Annotated in this window: 20 protein-coding genes; 19 read left to right on the top strand and 1 reads right to left on the bottom strand. The window is 60.5% G+C overall.

Going from position 1 to position 15,526, the window contains the following annotated elements; genetic code table 11:
* Positions 1–430: 430 nt before the first annotated feature.
* Positions 431–691 carry a hypothetical protein gene (locus JQ566_RS21185; protein WP_212375151.1) on the bottom strand — a complete coding sequence of 87 codons (261 nt, stop codon included), beginning with the start codon at positions 689–691 and terminating at the stop codon, positions 431–433.
* On the opposite strand from JQ566_RS21185, the gene JQ566_RS21190 reads away from it, so the two are divergent.
* The 19 genes from JQ566_RS21190 to JQ566_RS21280 all read left to right on the top strand — a co-directional run bounded on the left by JQ566_RS21190 (position 675) and on the right by JQ566_RS21280 (position 15,524).
* Positions 675–1,169 carry a hypothetical protein gene (locus tag JQ566_RS21190; protein ID WP_212375153.1) on the top strand — a complete coding sequence of 165 codons (495 nt, stop codon included), beginning with the start codon at positions 675–677 and terminating at the stop codon, positions 1,167–1,169. The two genes, JQ566_RS21185 and JQ566_RS21190, sit on opposite strands and share 17 nt — an antisense overlap.
* Positions 1,166–2,275 carry a hypothetical protein gene (locus JQ566_RS21195; RefSeq protein ID WP_212375155.1) on the top strand — a complete coding sequence of 370 codons (1,110 nt, stop codon included), beginning with the start codon at positions 1,166–1,168 and terminating at the stop codon, positions 2,273–2,275. Before JQ566_RS21190 ends, JQ566_RS21195 begins: the two co-directional genes overlap by 4 nt.
* Positions 2,276–2,332: 57 nt before the next feature.
* Positions 2,333–2,518, top strand: a complete 186-nt coding sequence (locus JQ566_RS21200; protein WP_249139673.1) for a hypothetical protein — start codon at positions 2,333–2,335, stop codon at positions 2,516–2,518.
* A gap of 457 nt (positions 2,519–2,975) precedes the next feature.
* A complete protein-coding gene (locus tag JQ566_RS21205) occupies positions 2,976–3,749 on the top strand; it encodes a hypothetical protein (RefSeq protein WP_212375156.1) in 774 nt (257 codons plus the stop codon).
* Positions 3,750–3,865: 116 nt separating this feature from the next.
* A complete protein-coding gene (locus JQ566_RS21210; RefSeq protein WP_212375158.1) occupies positions 3,866–4,993 on the top strand; it encodes a M23 family metallopeptidase in 1,128 nt (375 codons plus the stop codon).
* On the top strand, positions 4,971–6,722 hold the full coding sequence (locus JQ566_RS21215) for a portal protein (protein ID WP_479683930.1): 1,752 nt from the start codon (positions 4,971–4,973) through the stop codon (positions 6,720–6,722). Before JQ566_RS21210 ends, JQ566_RS21215 begins: the two co-directional genes overlap by 23 nt.
* On the top strand, positions 6,715–7,014 hold the full coding sequence (locus JQ566_RS21220; RefSeq protein ID WP_212375162.1) for a hypothetical protein: 300 nt from the start codon (positions 6,715–6,717) through the stop codon (positions 7,012–7,014). Before JQ566_RS21215 ends, JQ566_RS21220 begins: the two co-directional genes overlap by 8 nt.
* A gap of 98 nt (positions 7,015–7,112) precedes the next feature.
* Positions 7,113–8,171, top strand: coding sequence for a WD40 repeat domain-containing protein (locus JQ566_RS21225; protein WP_212375164.1), 1,059 nt, complete (start codon positions 7,113–7,115; stop codon positions 8,169–8,171).
* Between the two features lie 306 nt (positions 8,172–8,477).
* The gene (locus JQ566_RS21230) at positions 8,478–8,894 is read left to right on the top strand and encodes a hypothetical protein (protein WP_212375166.1); all 417 of its coding nucleotides are present in this window, start codon (positions 8,478–8,480) and stop codon (positions 8,892–8,894) included.
* 180 nt (positions 8,895–9,074) lie between these two features.
* Positions 9,075–10,136, top strand: coding sequence for a hypothetical protein (locus JQ566_RS21235; protein WP_212375168.1), 1,062 nt, complete (start codon positions 9,075–9,077; stop codon positions 10,134–10,136).
* Between the two features lie 43 nt (positions 10,137–10,179).
* Positions 10,180–10,746, top strand: a complete 567-nt coding sequence (locus tag JQ566_RS21240; RefSeq protein ID WP_212375170.1) for a hypothetical protein — start codon at positions 10,180–10,182, stop codon at positions 10,744–10,746.
* Positions 10,747–11,114: 368 nt separating this feature from the next.
* Positions 11,115–12,077, top strand: a complete 963-nt coding sequence (locus JQ566_RS21245) for a DUF5309 domain-containing protein (protein ID WP_212375172.1) — start codon at positions 11,115–11,117, stop codon at positions 12,075–12,077.
* 71 nt (positions 12,078–12,148) lie between these two features.
* Positions 12,149–12,511, top strand: coding sequence for a hypothetical protein (locus tag JQ566_RS21250; protein ID WP_212375174.1), 363 nt, complete (start codon positions 12,149–12,151; stop codon positions 12,509–12,511).
* Position 12,512: 1 nt separating this feature from the next.
* Entirely contained in the window at positions 12,513–12,824 is a 312-nt protein-coding gene (locus JQ566_RS21255; RefSeq protein ID WP_212375176.1) for a hypothetical protein, read from the top strand.
* Positions 12,824–13,156, top strand: a complete 333-nt coding sequence (locus JQ566_RS21260; RefSeq protein WP_212375178.1) for a hypothetical protein — start codon at positions 12,824–12,826, stop codon at positions 13,154–13,156. Before JQ566_RS21255 ends, JQ566_RS21260 begins: the two co-directional genes overlap by 1 nt.
* Positions 13,153–13,806 carry a phage adaptor protein gene (locus JQ566_RS21265; protein WP_212375179.1) on the top strand — a complete coding sequence of 218 codons (654 nt, stop codon included), beginning with the start codon at positions 13,153–13,155 and terminating at the stop codon, positions 13,804–13,806. The genes JQ566_RS21260 and JQ566_RS21265 overlap by 4 nt, the downstream gene beginning before the upstream one ends.
* 9 nt (positions 13,807–13,815) lie before the next feature.
* On the top strand, positions 13,816–14,247 hold the full coding sequence (locus JQ566_RS21270; RefSeq protein WP_212375181.1) for a hypothetical protein: 432 nt from the start codon (positions 13,816–13,818) through the stop codon (positions 14,245–14,247).
* Position 14,248: 1 nt separating this feature from the next.
* The gene (locus tag JQ566_RS34645) at positions 14,249–15,082 is read left to right on the top strand and encodes a hypothetical protein (RefSeq protein WP_249139676.1); all 834 of its coding nucleotides are present in this window, start codon (positions 14,249–14,251) and stop codon (positions 15,080–15,082) included.
* 10 nt (positions 15,083–15,092) lie between these two features.
* Entirely contained in the window at positions 15,093–15,524 is a 432-nt protein-coding gene (locus JQ566_RS21280; protein ID WP_212375183.1) for an XkdW family protein, read from the top strand.
* Positions 15,525–15,526: the final 2 nt, after the last annotated feature.

Here is a 15,526-nt window from a genome sequence, read left to right on the forward strand (position 1 = left end):
AGATGGATATTCTCGACAAGATCATTTCAGCCGAGAGCAGCGGCAATCTGGATAAGGCGAACAAGCCGAACAAGACCTCGAGCGCGCTCGGGACGGCGTCACAGGTCAGCGGCGGCACGCTGCCGCTTCCTTCTTCGCGCCTCGCGCGATGGGACCGATCGATGAAGCATCACCGATCGTCCGAACTCTGCAGTCCCGCATGGGGAGGATTGGCCCGGTCAGCGGCCCGGCGGCAGCGCCAATTCGGCGGCGCGGCTGGTGCGCATCACCGAGCACTCTGTGCGGATGGGACTATGACGGCACAGGCCGGCCGAGTCTCTACCAGGTCGTCACCGATAGCGAGCAAAGCGAGATTTTACGCAAGGGTGGCAAGGAGTGCAGAGTAGGAGAACTAGGTCTCTCTTGATGATATTCTTTGTTTGTTCTATTGCTATCGTAGATCGTAACGCGATGCCCGCGCTCTTACGCCGCGTAGGGTGTTGAATGCTGTCAGCGGCGGCGTTCGCAGAGCGACGAGCGCATTGTCCCGAATTCTGTAGTTGATTTGATCGACCGCACTATCGAACAGGTTCAGCATGCGGCACACGCCGGCAAGTTCGCAGTGACCAACGGCCGCCCAGTACAGCAGGTATGAAATGGACTCGAGTCGCATATTGAAAGCTTCGACCCTGGCTTTGATCGTTTCGATCATCACGTTCTGCAGCTCTCGCGTTGGCGCCTTCGAGATGCCGACACCGGAGGATATGAAGCTCTGCGCGGCGGAATTGCAGTCGGAGAAGGGGGCGGCTCCAGTTGCCTGGTCGAGAAGGCCACTTCCGTCCGCCTATCGCCGCGCTTTCGGCCAATGGCTGTCGCGAAGCGAGACCGTTGAACTCTGGGTGGTTCACCGCAATTCGAATGGGTCGTCGACGATTGCCGCGCGTACCCTGTCCCATCAGCCAGACGAGAGAGGCTTTCTCGTCATGGTCGCGGACGGCAAGCGCGTCGCCAAGATCGACGGCGTCGCAGCGTATGATTTTGCGTTCTCGCCGCGGGAAACCAATGGTGTGACCGGTCTCTTCTTCTGCGACAAGAACGGCCCTTCGTTCGAATGGCGATGGGCAGGTGATGATTGGCGGGTGGACCGTGGTGATCTGCCGTCACCGGACGACAAGGAGAAAACCAAATGACCCAACTCCGCGGGAAGAATTTTCGTAACTACGCTGCCGCTCTGCGAGGCCGCGAATCGAGCGGGGACTATTCGATCATCAACAAGCATGGCTATGCGGGAGCATATCAGTTCGGAAGGTCGGCGTTGATCGATGCCGGCTTCATAGACCGGAAGGGGCAATGGACGCCCTACGCCGCCTCGCTGGGCGTCAACTCGCTCGAAACGTTCAGGAGCAATCCGGCCGCTCAGGATACGGCATTTCAGAATCTCGTCGAAAAGAACTGGGACTATCTACGCAGCCACATGCACTATGTTGGGCAGACCGTGGGTGGAATTCCCATCACAGTCTCCGGTCTGTTGGCGGGTGCCCATCTGGTCGGTGCGAGCCAAGTCAAACAATTCCTCGATTCGGGCGGTGTCACCGTCAAAAAAGACGGAAACGGGACTCCCGTTACGGAGTATTTGAAGAAATTCGCCGGGTACGACTTTGCGTTCGACACGGATCCCACAAGATTTGGAGGACTCGTCGGTGGGCAAGCCTTGGGGGCGGGCGATGGCGGATCCCCCAAGAGCTCCGACGTACGAGTTCTGCGGCGCGTCTACCAGGCTCCTGTGCGCGAGAGTCCGAGCGTTCCAAGTCCATCTTTTGAGGATCGCTGGGGCACCTTCGGTGACGATAGTTGGCGCAGGGACCGGCCGGCCCTGACCTATGGCCTCGGCCAGCGCTCCGATGAGGACCGCATGGTGTTGCCTCGTCCGGCCGAAGCTCCCGGAGCCGGCCCGGCGGCGCCGGCATTTCCGATCGATTTATTGGCGCGGTATGGATTAGTCGGCTCGAACGTGCCGCCCGATATAGCAAATGGTGGGTCGTTTCGATCGGCAAGGCCGAGCGTTGCGCGCGGCGACGCTCGACCAGAGGCCGGGTCTGGCACACAGTACCAGATAGGATCAATCGGAGCGCCTATCGTGCCCGCGATCAGGTTTGCAGATCCTCAGGGGCCGCTAGGTGCCGGTACCGGAGATCGGCAGTCAGTCGTTCGAGCTTCCCGACAGGGCGGAGACGGACAGCAAGCCGGGGGTCTGCTTGGCTTGATCCAGGACTACATGCGCAACAACGCGTACTAGCTCGAGTTGCTGCCCGGCATTGGGCGGCTGCATATCGAACTGAAGGTTCAATCAAACATGCCCGTTCCCTTGCTGGCCCCGGCGCCATCGGCGCCGATGGGGTCTCTCGTCACGCACGACGTCACCATCGTCACCACGCGCAAGCTCGCGCAGGCGCGGGTGATGGGGGTTCCGCCCGAAGAATTCGGCATCGAGCGCGGTGCGCGCAGCATCCGCGACTGCAATGCTTCCATGAGGCGGTGACCAGGACCGAAGCGCAGCTGATCGCGGCAGGTGCCGACCAGGTTGGGGCGTTGCGGCCGCATATGATGCGGCCGTAGAAATTCAAGCGCTTGAGGGACGAGCACCGCTTTCGTTCAGCAATCCCGGATCAAATCGCGGATATCCTTTCTCAGAGGTTCGTGTTGGTGCCTCCGCTTTCTCGCCGACGGAGTCCGACGGAGTGGTGGGCCTCTTCTTGTGAGACAAGAATGGCTCTGCGCGCGAGTGGGGCTGGACTGGAAGTGATTGGACAGTCGATCGCTGATCGTCCGAACCATGAGCAACCTTGACAGTGTTTGCGTTTTGTTCCATTCCTTATTCTAGGTCGTATCTATGAAGGCATGCGATTTAGACGTGATCAGTTCCGTCGTTATTGCCATTGCCGCGCGTCGCTTACGCGGTGAGGAGTTTGTCACACAATGCGCGTGATTGATCTCGGATGTCCCAGGTGATGAAGCGGTGCGCTCGCGTTTGCCTCGCCGTGTTGGCGATGGGGGTATCCAACCCTGTCTTCGGCGCCCAAAAATCCATCCAATGGGTGGACGGCGCCTTCTGCGAGTTCGAGACCAGGTTCGATCCGGCCAAGGATGACCAAGAGAGTCTGCAGAACACCATCAACGTGATCTTCGGCGACGACCAGTTCTATTCCTACATATCCTCCTTCACACCACCTGACGCGCCAGGTGGCGTGCGTCGGATGACTACGGCCGAACTCGAGCGGACGTGCAAGCTCGCGAAGGATAGGGCCGCCAGTCTTCCGGTCATCGCGCTTCCCGGGATCGAAGAGTTCAGAAGATTGAAGATCGAGGAATTGGAGGATCGTTGCTGGTTCTCCACTATCCTGAATCGCGCGGAAGCCGGTGAAACGGCCGCACTTCGCGAGTACACGCCGTCGGCAGACGCCTGTTCGGCATATATCGATGCGCTCGAGGGAAAAGCGGATCTTCGAGCCTTTTGGCGTAAAATGACCGACACTAAATGCCGCGCTTTCGTGGATCCTGAGAGATGCAGGATTGATGCTCAAAAAGGGCACAGCGATGCGGATGCTGACGAACAGAGAAAATCCGACGTGCTTGGATTCGGATGGAACAATTGCTCGACCCGTTATCTGAAGAAGAACGTGTGGGCCAAGAACTCCGAATTGATGCGAAAGGCGCTTGAGGTAAATTTCCGTCGGCGATTCAAGGTCAAGACGTTTCCCTGCGCCGACTAGCTGATCCCGGTCGCGGGTGACCGGGCTTCTCAAAGCTCAATACAATTCTGATTGCCGATCGGGTGCGGGCGTCGTCTGCCGCCTACATCGGCGCATGTCGTGATGGAGAATGCTGCGTGCCCAGTGATCCCGTAATTCAGAGCCTCATGGACATGATCGAGCCACCGGAAGACGGCCATCGGGCCGGCGGAACGAGCGATTTCGGTGCTGACAGGGACGTCGGCACGACGCCGCATGTGGGCGTCGACATGAACCGTGGGCGTGGCGTGCTGCCACACGGCAGTGTCGCGTCTCCTGTTTATGGCAAGGTCACGGAAGTTCACCCAGCTCTTGGCCGTATCGTCATCGAGGAGTGGGACCCGATCCGCAAGGAGCCCACGGGCTACTATGTCGAAATACTCCACACGCAGACGCAGAACGTAAAACCAAAGGATGAAGTCATACCGAGGCAGCAGATCGGCACGCAAGGCGACGTCGGAGCCCGAGGCGCCTTCCATGCGCATATCCAGGTTCTTCACGGGGCGGACAGAACACCGATCAACCCGCTGAGGCACCTGTTCGAGTACCACAATCCCGGCGAACCCGTGCCGCCGCTGCGTCAATTCCAGCCGGAGCGGTTGCCTCCGCGACTTCGAAATGCTCCGACCTCGCCGCCGGCCAACCAGGGGAGGCCAACGTCCGATCGCGCATCGGGCGTTTTGCCCGAACGTGCGACACCGTCACAGTTTTCGCCGAGCACAGCAATTCCGGGTGCAGAGGGGCCGACGTCGATTGGTGGTCCCGCGGGCCCGAGGCCGTTGTCGCCCGCCGCGCGCCCGCAATCTGCGGCGCCGCGTAGCGTTGCGCCGCCTGCCGATCCGGGATTGCCGCCGCTGCATTTCAAACCTGAGGCGCCGCGGAATTCTGGTCCGTTCACAGTGCCCGGACCATTCCGATCCGATGCCTCGGACCGACAAGATATCTCGCCGGCCACTTCGGGCCCCAGAACGCGGATCTCGGCGGCCTATCCAGGTTCGTCATCACTCCAGCAGCCGGCATTTCCGCTCAAAGCGCTATTTGCCTCCGACCGCGGTCGAGCGTTGGATCAATGGGCCTCGTCCTCATTTTCAAAGAGCGTGATTCCGCCACCGTCAGATATTTCAGTTGGACCGATCACCCCAGCAGGCCGATCTAATCCCGATCAGGCCTCTGCGGGTGGAATACTCGGCATGATCCAAGAATATCTGCGCAACAACGCTTACTAATTGGCGGTTCGATGCAGTTCAGCGCCGCACGCAACTGAGAGTCCAATCACACATGCCCATTCCCTTGCTAGCCCCGGCGCCATCGGCGCCGATGGGCTCTCTCGTCACGCACGACGTGACCATCGTCACCACGCGCAAGCTTGCGCAGGCGCGGGTGATGGGGGTGCCGCCCGAAGAATTCGGCATCGAGCGCGGTGCCCGCAGCATCCGCGACTGCAACTACTGCTTCCACGAGGTCGTGACCAAGACCGAGGCGCAGCTGATCGCGGAAGGCTTTGATGCCAGCCAGATCAGGGCCCTGCGGCCGCACACCGGCACGACTGAGATCGAGACGCTGGCGCGCGACACGGTGGAAGAGCATCTGTCCGCGACTGCCGGCGGCGGCAGCGCCAATTCGGCGGCGCGGCTGGTGCGCATCACCGAGCACTATGTGCGGATGGACTATGAGGGATCGGGTCGTCCCTGCCTCTACCAGGTCATCACCGGCGGTGACCAGGCCGAGATCCTGCGCAAGGACGGCAAGGATTGCATCACGCCGTTCGACGAGATGCCGTTTGCAGCGACCACGCCGGTGCCGGTGACCCATCGCTTCTTCGGGCGCTCGATCGCCGATCTGGTGATGCCTTTGCAGCGCGAGAAGACCGCGCTGAAGCGCGGCGCGCTCGACAACCTCTATCTGCACAACAATCCGCGCGTCGAAGTCGCCGAGCAGAATGCCGGACCCAACACGCTGGACGATCTGCTGGTGTCGCGGCCGGGCGGGGTGGTCCGCACCAAGACGGCGGGCGGGCTGAACTGGCAGGTGGTGCCCGACATCACCACGTCGATCTATCCGATGCTGCAATATCTCGATGCCGAACTCGAGATCCGCACCGGCCTCGGCAAGCAGACGCAGGGTATCGACGCTAACGCCCTGCAGAACCAGTCGGCGACCGCGGTCGCGCAGGTGTTTTCGGCCTCGCAGATGCGGATCAAGCTGATCGCGCGCATCATGGCCGAAGGCGTGCGCGACATCTTCGCGTTGCTGCACGGCACGATCCGCAAGCACGGCCAGCGTCAGGAGACGGTGCGGCTGCGTAACGCCTGGGTCGAGGTCAATCCGCGCAATTGGAAGACGCGGGACGACATGACCATCAATGTCGGCCTCGGCGCCGGCGGCAAGGCGCAGCAGTTCGCCCAGACCATGGCGATCGCCAACGTCCAGAAGGAGCTGCTTGCCGGCGGCAAGATCAACCTGGTCGGCGACCGCCAGCTCTACAATACAGCGGCCGAGCTGACGCGGATCATGGGGCACCGAAATCCCGACCAGTTCTTCAACGATCCCATGGCGGTCAATCCGCAGACCGGGCAGCTGCTGCATCCGCCGCCGGCACCGCCGCAGCCGCCGCCCGACTCGAAACTGCTGGCGCTGCAAGCGCGGCTCCAGGCCGACCAGCTTTCTGCCGCCCACAAGGCGCAGATGGAGCGCGAGAAGGCGCAGGCTGATGCGATCCACCAACAGGTGAAGATGCAGGCCGAGATCGAGATCGCGAAGATCAGGGCGGGTCTCGACGCCAAGATCGCGGTGCTCGATGCGCATCTGAAGGCGTTCGGCCACGAGCAGAAGCTCCAGCATGCGCAGGAGCAGCATCGGATGGACGTCGCGGAGGCCGCGCTTGATCTCGCCGCATCGGCGGCCCATCACGAGATGAAGAAGCGGCCGAAGGATGGGGAGGGAAGCAATGTCTGACGAGAGTGCCCTGGAGCGGGCGACGGCAAGGGCAGTCAGGGCTAAAGCATTGCTCGATGATAAAATCCTGAATGAGGCGTTCAATGCGCTCGAAAAGAGTTACATCGCGGCCTGGCGCGCTACCACCGTCGACGATGCCGCGGGGCGTGAGAAGCTCTTCCTCGCCATCAACATCGTCGGCAAGGTCCGGGATCACCTCGCGGGCGTCGTTGCCAACGGCCAGCTGGCGCGAGCGGAGCTGAAGGAGCTCGCGGAGACGGCGGAGCGTCGTAAGCGGTTCGGGATCATTTAGTTCTTGCAACCAAGGCGAGAGCGGTCAATAATGTTCTTTGTTTGTTCTTTAGCTGGGGTCGTTGTACAGATGGCCTCACCCAAGGCTTGAGTGATTGCATGCAGTTCTGCCCGACTGATCTTGATCTGCGTTCTTCGTTCTTTTTGGTTGTGCTGGGATTGCTTGTTACGGCCACTGTGTGCCGTGCCGAAGGGGCTTCGCCTGCACCGCCAGCCAAGCCTCCAGCCCTTCCGACCTTCGAGAAATTGCCGCATATGCCACTGCCGCAGGGCGAGTTCATCGCGTGGTGTGGGGAACGGGAGCGCTATCTGCTCGCGACGGATGGTCAGTATGTCGACGCATACGATGGAAGCACCAAGATCTCCGCCCCATCCCCTACGGGGTCCAGGTGGGTCCAATGCGGAGCGGATGGCCAGTACATCGTTTTTCCTGAGGAAGATGCCGGGCGTGTGAGGAAGTTCGAGCTCGAGACCGGCAAGAGCGCGATCCTGGCGACGTTCGACAGCCGGTCACGTCGCATCGGCATAGCATTCTCCCCGGACATGAAGACCGTGGCTTCGGACCAGCCGTTGCAATTGATGGCCGAAGCCGGACACTTGCGCACGATCAGCGTCCCCCCCGCGAAGTCTGGGCAACCGGTCTACAAAATCGTTTGGTCTCCCGACGCTTCGAAGTTCTTCGTGGCTTACTCCGATACAATCGATGTCCTGGACGCGCAGGGCAATGTGCTCAAAGGCGCCCTGGTCGCGTGGGACTACGAGAGCGGCGATCCCGCGTTCCCGTCATGCGCTAAATTTGCGATGGAAAAGACGCGAGATAGAGATTTCCGCCTGCAGCGCGGCTCCTGCCAGCCTTTGTCCGCCAACGAGGCTCAATGGCGGGAGTTCTTGATGGCCCAGACCGGGTTTTACAAGGAGCGCATGGTCGACCCGCACTTTGAGCCGCCGCCGGACAATCGCTATCTGCGAAAGGTCGTTAAGTCCCTCTATCCCGATACTCATGCCTATCACCATGTCGGGTGGACGTTGCACCCGAGGTACTTTGCGAACTTGTTCAAGACCAAGATTGCCTACGAAGCCTATCCCGAGGGCCAAGCCGAGGTCGACGAGATGGTCGCAAGGCTGCGCCTGGACATGAAGGTGATCTACGATCCGTAGCCAGACCGACAGAAATTAAGCAATTCTTCTATTGAAGAGGGCGCGCTCGCGCGATCAAAGATGAACCAGGCATCAGGCGACAACAATCTGCCAAATCCGATTTCGCCCCTGGTGATAGCTGGGCGGCCGTGGACCACGGGGCAGATTCCGTACCTGTCCGAAGCCTGGTACGGGTTCAGACACGCTGAGGTTCGAGCCGTGCTTTGCGTACGCTCGAAATCCCGCGCAGGGCGGTCAGGTGCGAACGAGTTCTGACCGAATGAGGCTCTTCGAAAATCATGAAAAGAACAGCACGAGAGATCTCAATTGAGCACTGATCAAGTGCATCCCACGGCCGATCCCTCTCAGGAAATCCGGCGCTCACCATGGTTCGCCTATGTCTTGGCCGGCGTTACCCTGCTGGGCTGGTTCGGCGGGCGTTTCCTGATGTTTCTGTTGCCCGACGCGTCCTACTGGCTGCTCTTGATCGGTGCAATTGGCGCGATCGTCGCGATGATCTGGCTGATCGCCTGCGCCTTTCTGCCAATGCCTCGGGCCGCACCTGTTCTCCTCGCTGCTCTGGTGATCATGATCCCACGGGGAATCTTCTCAAGCCGGAGTCTGAAGTCGCAAGAATGGAACAGGGCGTTCGACAAGGTTCGAGAGACTGAAGCGGCGATCTTGAGGTTTCATGGCGCCACACGGCTATCCGGCGATTTCTATCTCGCTAGTCTCTCATACTAGAGCGGCTTCCAAGGACATCCGGCCGGCGTTCCGTGAAGGCCGGTGACCATTACATCCTAGACTGCAAAACCGGCTCGGCCGGTTCTTGTCGAGTATCTCGCTGCACCGGAAGTTTAGATGCACGGACCTCTTACGTTTGGACGACTGAGTGAAGCTGTTTAGGCCCAGGTGACGAGCCACATGTCTATTCTTAACTTGAGAGGACTCGGCGTGATCGGCATTTTGCTCGCTCTGGCGAGCCTGCCAGCCTCGTCGCAAGAGGCCGAAACGAGAATCCTCGGCATCCATCTTGCCATGTCTCCCGAATTGTCGCTGTACGATCAGCATATCAATCAAGAAATATTGGATGCGCTTTTGCTCAATGCCCGCCGGCTTCCCGACGTCGCGCCGTGCGAATTGTCCCGGCCCTATCAAATCGACTACGTTTTTGGCGATTTCGCCGTGACTTTGCGGCACTTCAGTCCGGACATGCTTGTGAAATGTCTTCGTGGTGTGATCCGCTATGTCTTGCACGAAGACATAGCCGAGGTCGACTTTCTCGCGGCTCGCGCTTTACAGGCCCGGTTGGCACGAGAATATCTCACGCTTGACGCGAAAAACCCGCAACGAGCAGACCGAGTTGCGGAACGAATGGCGCTTCTCTCGATCTATCGAAAACATTCGCCGCTCCACCAGTTGCTTTCGGTTGATGCGAACGCAATAGCGATGCTCTCTTTCGATGAATTCTCTCTCTGGCTCGAGCGCAATCGCAAGGCGGGAAGATTTACCTTCCGCGGTCCAAAGAGGCTGCTGGAAGCACTCGATCTTCCCGTGCCCGACCCAATGGTCTTGCAGCCGATTACCTCGCTGGCATCACCTCGGATGCCTGCTGGTGTCTTGGCCGTTAATAGCGAGCCTGTCGGGATTGCTGCGCTGATCGCGTTGTTTTTGGGGCATGACGAGACGCTTTCTATCGATGAGAAGGCGAAGCGGCGATTTGCCTGTAACCAAAATGAACCATCGAAGCTGGGGGACAGCTACGATGCTATCGCGAGCGCATCTTGTCGTACTTACGACCATTTTGGCGATATCTGGTTCACGATGCCGCTCAGGAGGGCCGAGAGTGCGTCTTACTCGGAGTTTTGCCGGCAGGTGCTTGAGCTGAGCCGCGACGAAGACATTGCGACCGTTGCACGCTTTAGTCCGGACGGCTCGAAGGGCCTATATGTCCTAGTGCCGCCGGCTTGCAAGGCGACCGACTAATCTTCCAACGAAAGTGGATTTAAGTTCCGGCGGAGAACGCCGGATGAAAGGAATCATCTTGCCTATCGAGAGCTTCGACGTCACGGACGAAAATGGTGCGCGGGTAACTGGAACGGCGGAAGCGTATCGCGATCCCAAGGGAGAATTTTACAATCCGAACAGCTCGTACTATCAGCATCCGCGCTTTTCCAACCATAGCATCCAGTTTCTAAACGATAAGGATCTATGTCGCATCAATCGATCAGCGCTCAGCGAGGCGGTGCAGGAGGCTCTCCGAAACGCGTTGACCAATTTTGGGATTGATCGCCCGGACGCGGGGGCAGTCCAGTCGCGTGTCAATGATTCCATCACCGAGGCATTGCGGCAATGCGTTCCCATGAGCCAAACCGTACCTCCGGCCCCAACGCAGGAGCCTCCCTCGTCGATAGCCGATCTCCTCATCGACCGTATCCGGCGTCAGCAACAGCCGAACGCCAATAGACCCCAATCGTCCGTTTTCGATCCCCGAGCCGCGTCCCTGCCGTCCGTTCCCGCGGTCGCGCTTGCGCCGTCGGCATACGAGCTGTTAGAAACGATACCTCTCAAGACAAGTCGCTTATCCGGCGTTTGACGCGTGTACGGCCAAGCTGATACGGCGAAGGCCGCTGTCTCCCTCTCCTGGATTTTCCTGACACCGGCTGCCTGGCTCTCACATTGGGATGTGCCGGCAACGCTGTCTGAGCTCGTACCGCCAGCAGATAGTGATCGTCGGCTTCACATAGATTTCTCGACGTTTTCAATACGTCGATGCCGCCCTTGCGTGGATAGCGCAGGTTCCCGGCAGCTAAGGCTCGCCATATCGAACCGGAAATCCCTTCCGCGCCATCGGATCAGCGAGACTGCAACGTTGCACCTAGAAACACCTGTGCCTTTGCTGACCGCCGCGCATGGAACTCCTGCGCGTCACGCGACGCAACCGGCCTTCATCGGGAAACCCAGATGACTCTACCAACCTCAACCTTCGTTACCTACTCCGCGGTGGGCAACCGCGAAGACCTCAGCGACATGATCTATCGCATCGATCCCGTCGACACGCCGTTCATGAGCGGCGTCGACAAGGAGAAGGCGACCGCCGTTAATCACGAATGGCAGACGCAGGCTCTTGCCGCAGCCGACGGCGCCAACGCCCAGCTCGAAGGCGATGATCCCAACACCAACACCACCACGCCGACCGTGCGGCTCGGCAATCTCTGCCAGATCTCCTACAAGGTCGCGCGGGTCTCGGGCACGCAGCAGACGGTCGACCATGCTGGCCGCGATAACGAGCTTGCCTACCAGGAGATGCTGAAGGGTCTCGAGCTCAAGCGCGACCTCGAAACCATCCTGTGCGGCACCAACCAGGCCAAGGTGGTCGGCAACACCACCACGCCGCGCAAGACGGCGTCCGTCCTGTCCTGGATCGTGTCAGCCACCTCGAAGGGCACTGCCGGCGGCGCTGCGGACCCGGCGGTCGCCGACGGCACCGCCACGCGAACCGACGGCACCCAGCTCGCCTTCACCGAGGTGCGATTGAAGACCGTGCTCTCGTCGATCTGGACCAATGGCGGCAAGCCCGGCACCATCATGACCGGCGCCTTCAACAAGCAGGTGTTCTCGACCTTCACCGGCCGGTCCACCGCGATCGAGGAATCCAAGTCGAAGAAGATCGTCGCGTCCGTCGACGCGTACGAATCCGATTTCGGCAAGCTCAAGGTGGTCGCCAACCGCTTCCAGCGCCCGCGCGACGTGTTGGTGCTCGAGCTCGACAAATGGGCGGTCGCTTATCTCAACGGCCGCAACATGATCTCGATCCCGCTCGCCAAGACCGGTGATTCCGATCGCCGGCAGATCCTGGCCGAATACGCGCTGGTGTCCCGCAACGAGAAGGCCTCAGGCGGCGTGTTCGACAATACCACCTCCTGAGCGGCCACGATCATCATCCACCTCAACCTTGGGGCAGCCTTCGGGCTGCCCCTTCTTTTTGGAGAGCCAAGATGCCGCTTCCCGGCAATCGCACCCTCAATACCGCCGATCTCACCGCCTACACGCCGTCCTGCGGCGCGAGCCCCGTTGCCGCCTATGTCCGCGTTCCCTTTCGTTGCCGCGTGCTGAAAGTCGCCGGCATCCTGGGCGGCGCGATCACGACAGCCGACGGCACCATCACCGTCTCGGCCAATGCGGCAACGTTGGCGACGTTCACCGTGACACAGGCAGGATCCGCCGCGGGCCAGCTGTTCTCGGCTGTGCCGCCGTCGCCGGTCTACCTCAACGAGGATGACGTGATCGTGCTGACGCCCTCGGGCGCCTCCGGCGCGTCGATCCCCATGCATTACTCGATCTCCGTGAGGACCGCCTGACATGCCGCTCTTTCCCAAGCAAAACTCTTCGCGCGTCGGTCCTACCCAAACGGTCGCCTATGACAGCAGCGTCGGTGCAACCAATGCGTTCGGGCCACACACCTATCAAATCCGCCTCGTCGCCAATTCGGGCTGCTGCTACCGGATTGGCGATGGCGCACAGACTGCAACCATTTCGGACCCTTATCTGCCGGCGAACGTGGTCGAATACGTTACCGTGAGTCCCGGCCAGCGCATTGCAGCGTTGAAGGCCGCGACCAACGGCCTGGTCACGGCAACCGCCGGCACTCTGTGGGTGACGGAGCTGTCGTGATGGACGGTGTTCTCATCAAGCCCCATCTCGACAGAAACGGCCGTGAGCTGACGATCGAGCATGTCCAGGATGTGGCGCCGATCCTGGAATGGAACAGGCAGGCGCGTCAGGACGAGCAACGCGGTGACTGGGGGCGGCATGTCGCTCGCATCCCCAACGTCATCTACGTCCAATGGCTCAACGAGGAGCATGCGAGGGGCAACACCTCGCTGCGGCTGTTCACGCCCGAATTCGACGCGATCGTGCAGAAAAAGCTCGACGATCCCGAATGGGCCTATTTGCGAACCGACAGGCCGAGATTGCAGGCCGGCTGGTCAGCGGAGCTCACGTGACCCAGACTACTGATTACACATCGCTGCAAGGCGCAGTGATCGAATATCTCGCGCGCGATCAGGATACGACATTGATCGCGCGGATCCCAACCTTCATTCAACTCGCGGAAGCCAAGTTCAATCGCCAGCTCTTCGTGCGGCAGATGGAGCAGAGGGCCACGGCCCTAGTCGACCTCGGCTCGAACGAGCCGGAGTTCATTTCGTTGCCATCGGATTTTCAATCCATGCGTCGGGTCCGGCTGTCCAGCGTGACAGGAAAGCCCTGCCTCGAGTTCAAATCGGGGACGCAGATGGACGAATATCGCTTTGCGACCTCCGATGTCGCTGCGCGGCCGCGCTATTTCACGGTGTTCGGCGGCGAGCTCGAGCTGGCCCCGACGCCGGATGCGGCCTACACGATCGAAATGGTCTATCGGCGGAACGTTCCGTCACTCGCGGCGAACGGGAATAACTGGCTGCTGACCATGGCGCCCGATCTCTATCTCTATGCCGCCCTGCTGGAGTCCGCTCCGTACATCAAGGAGGACGCGCGAATCCAGACTTGGGGGCTCGGGTTCACGTCGGCGCTCGCCGACCTCAACAACCTCGGGCTGACATCGACCTTCAACGCCGGGCCGATGACGGTGCGCGTTTCCGGACAGATCATTTAGGAGGGCGACATGGCAAGTTTCAACAAGTTCTATTGCTTCGTGCAGGACGTCGCCGACGCGTTGCACGACATGAAGACGGGCACGGCGCAGGTCTACAAGGTCTATCTGACCAATACGCCACCGGTGGCGACGAATACGGTCTATAATACACCGGCAGATCTCACGACCGGCAACGGCTATACCGCGGGCGGCAACAGTATCGGTACGATTACCGGCGCGCAGACGACCGGCACATTCAAATTTGTGGGCGGCACCGATCCGGCCTGGACGGCCTCGGGTGGTTCGATCGGGCCGTTTCAATATGCGGTGCTCTACAATTCGACCTCGTCGACCAAGCCGCTGATCGGCTGGTGGGATTATGGCGTCGCCCTCACGCTCACCAACGGCAACACCTTCACGGTCGATCTCGACCAGACCAACGGCATTTTGACGATCACCTGACATGGCAGCTTTTCTTGATGTTTGCCGCTTCAATCCGTCCGCCGGCGGAACGGGCGATTGGACTTATACGTCGGCCGTCACCGGTTACCAGAGCCCGGCGGCGGCCGGCGTCGTCAACGGACGCCTCTACAAGTATCGGGCGGAAAGTGCTGACCTCAGCCAATGGGAGGTCGGTGAGGGCGCGTACAACACGTCAACCGGTGTCCTGGCGCGCACGACGGTGCTGTTCAATTCGTCGGGTACGACCGCCAAGATCAACTTCACGACGATACCCCTGGTCGCGGTTGTGGCCCTCAAGGAGGACCTCATCTCCATCGAGGAGAGCAACAGCTTCACGACGGCCCAACAGGCGCAGGCGCGAAGCAACATCGGCGTGACCGCGATCGGGGCCGCAAATGTCGGTCAGATTCCCGGAACGACGGGTACGACGCAGCCCGCCGCTGGCAACATCGGTGAGGTCATCACCATCGGCGCCGGAATTAGCCTTCCCGGATCCGGTGTCAGTGCCAACGTCGGAACCGCGAGTGTGTCGCCTGGCATCTACGACGTGACGATCGTTGGAACTTTCAGTGGTCCCGGTGCGACGACGTCGTCGGACTGGATTCTCGCGTTTGGCATCAGCAGCGCATCCGTCAGCGCGTCCCAGGCCATACAACTTCACGAGCGCATCGGCTCGGCATCACCCATGGGCGACATGTCGATTGTCATGACGTCGCCGTCGGTTCGGATCGCTGTGGCAAGCAGCACCACTTACTACCTCTGTGCTCAGGCCACATACTCCGGAGCCAGCGGCTACTCGGTCCAGGCGCAGGCCTACATTCGGCGCGCAAGCTAGGACAACGGACATGGTATATCATCCCAAGGATTTCGTGCTCGCGTTGACCAGCTTGCGTCCGGGTCTGGTGGCGAATATCGACTTCGAAGTGTCGGATCACGGTGAGGGGCCGTTCATCTCCCGCTGGGAACGCGCGGAAGTGGCTCAACCAACCGTGACGGAGATTGAGGCAGTTGATACGGACGCTCTGCTGCAGTCGCAGCTGACGTTCGTTGCGCGTGACATGCTGGCGCAGCTGACGCCGGACGACTATGCGAGGATACAGGCGGCGGTCACATCGAGCGCTGCGCTCGGCTTGTTGTGGGCGGCATTGCTTGGCCAAGGCGAAGCGCCGATCTGGGTCGGCTCCGATCGGTTCAAGCTGGGGTGGGCGGGCATGGCGACCGCACTGGGCAAGGAGCGTGCTTGCGCCGTGGCCTCGGCACTCGGCATTCCGGTGTAACC

It is taken from the genome of Bradyrhizobium sp. SZCCT0231, assembly GCF_018130245.1.
GTDB classification, from domain to species: Bacteria; Pseudomonadota; Alphaproteobacteria; order Rhizobiales; family Xanthobacteraceae; genus Bradyrhizobium; species Bradyrhizobium japonicum_F.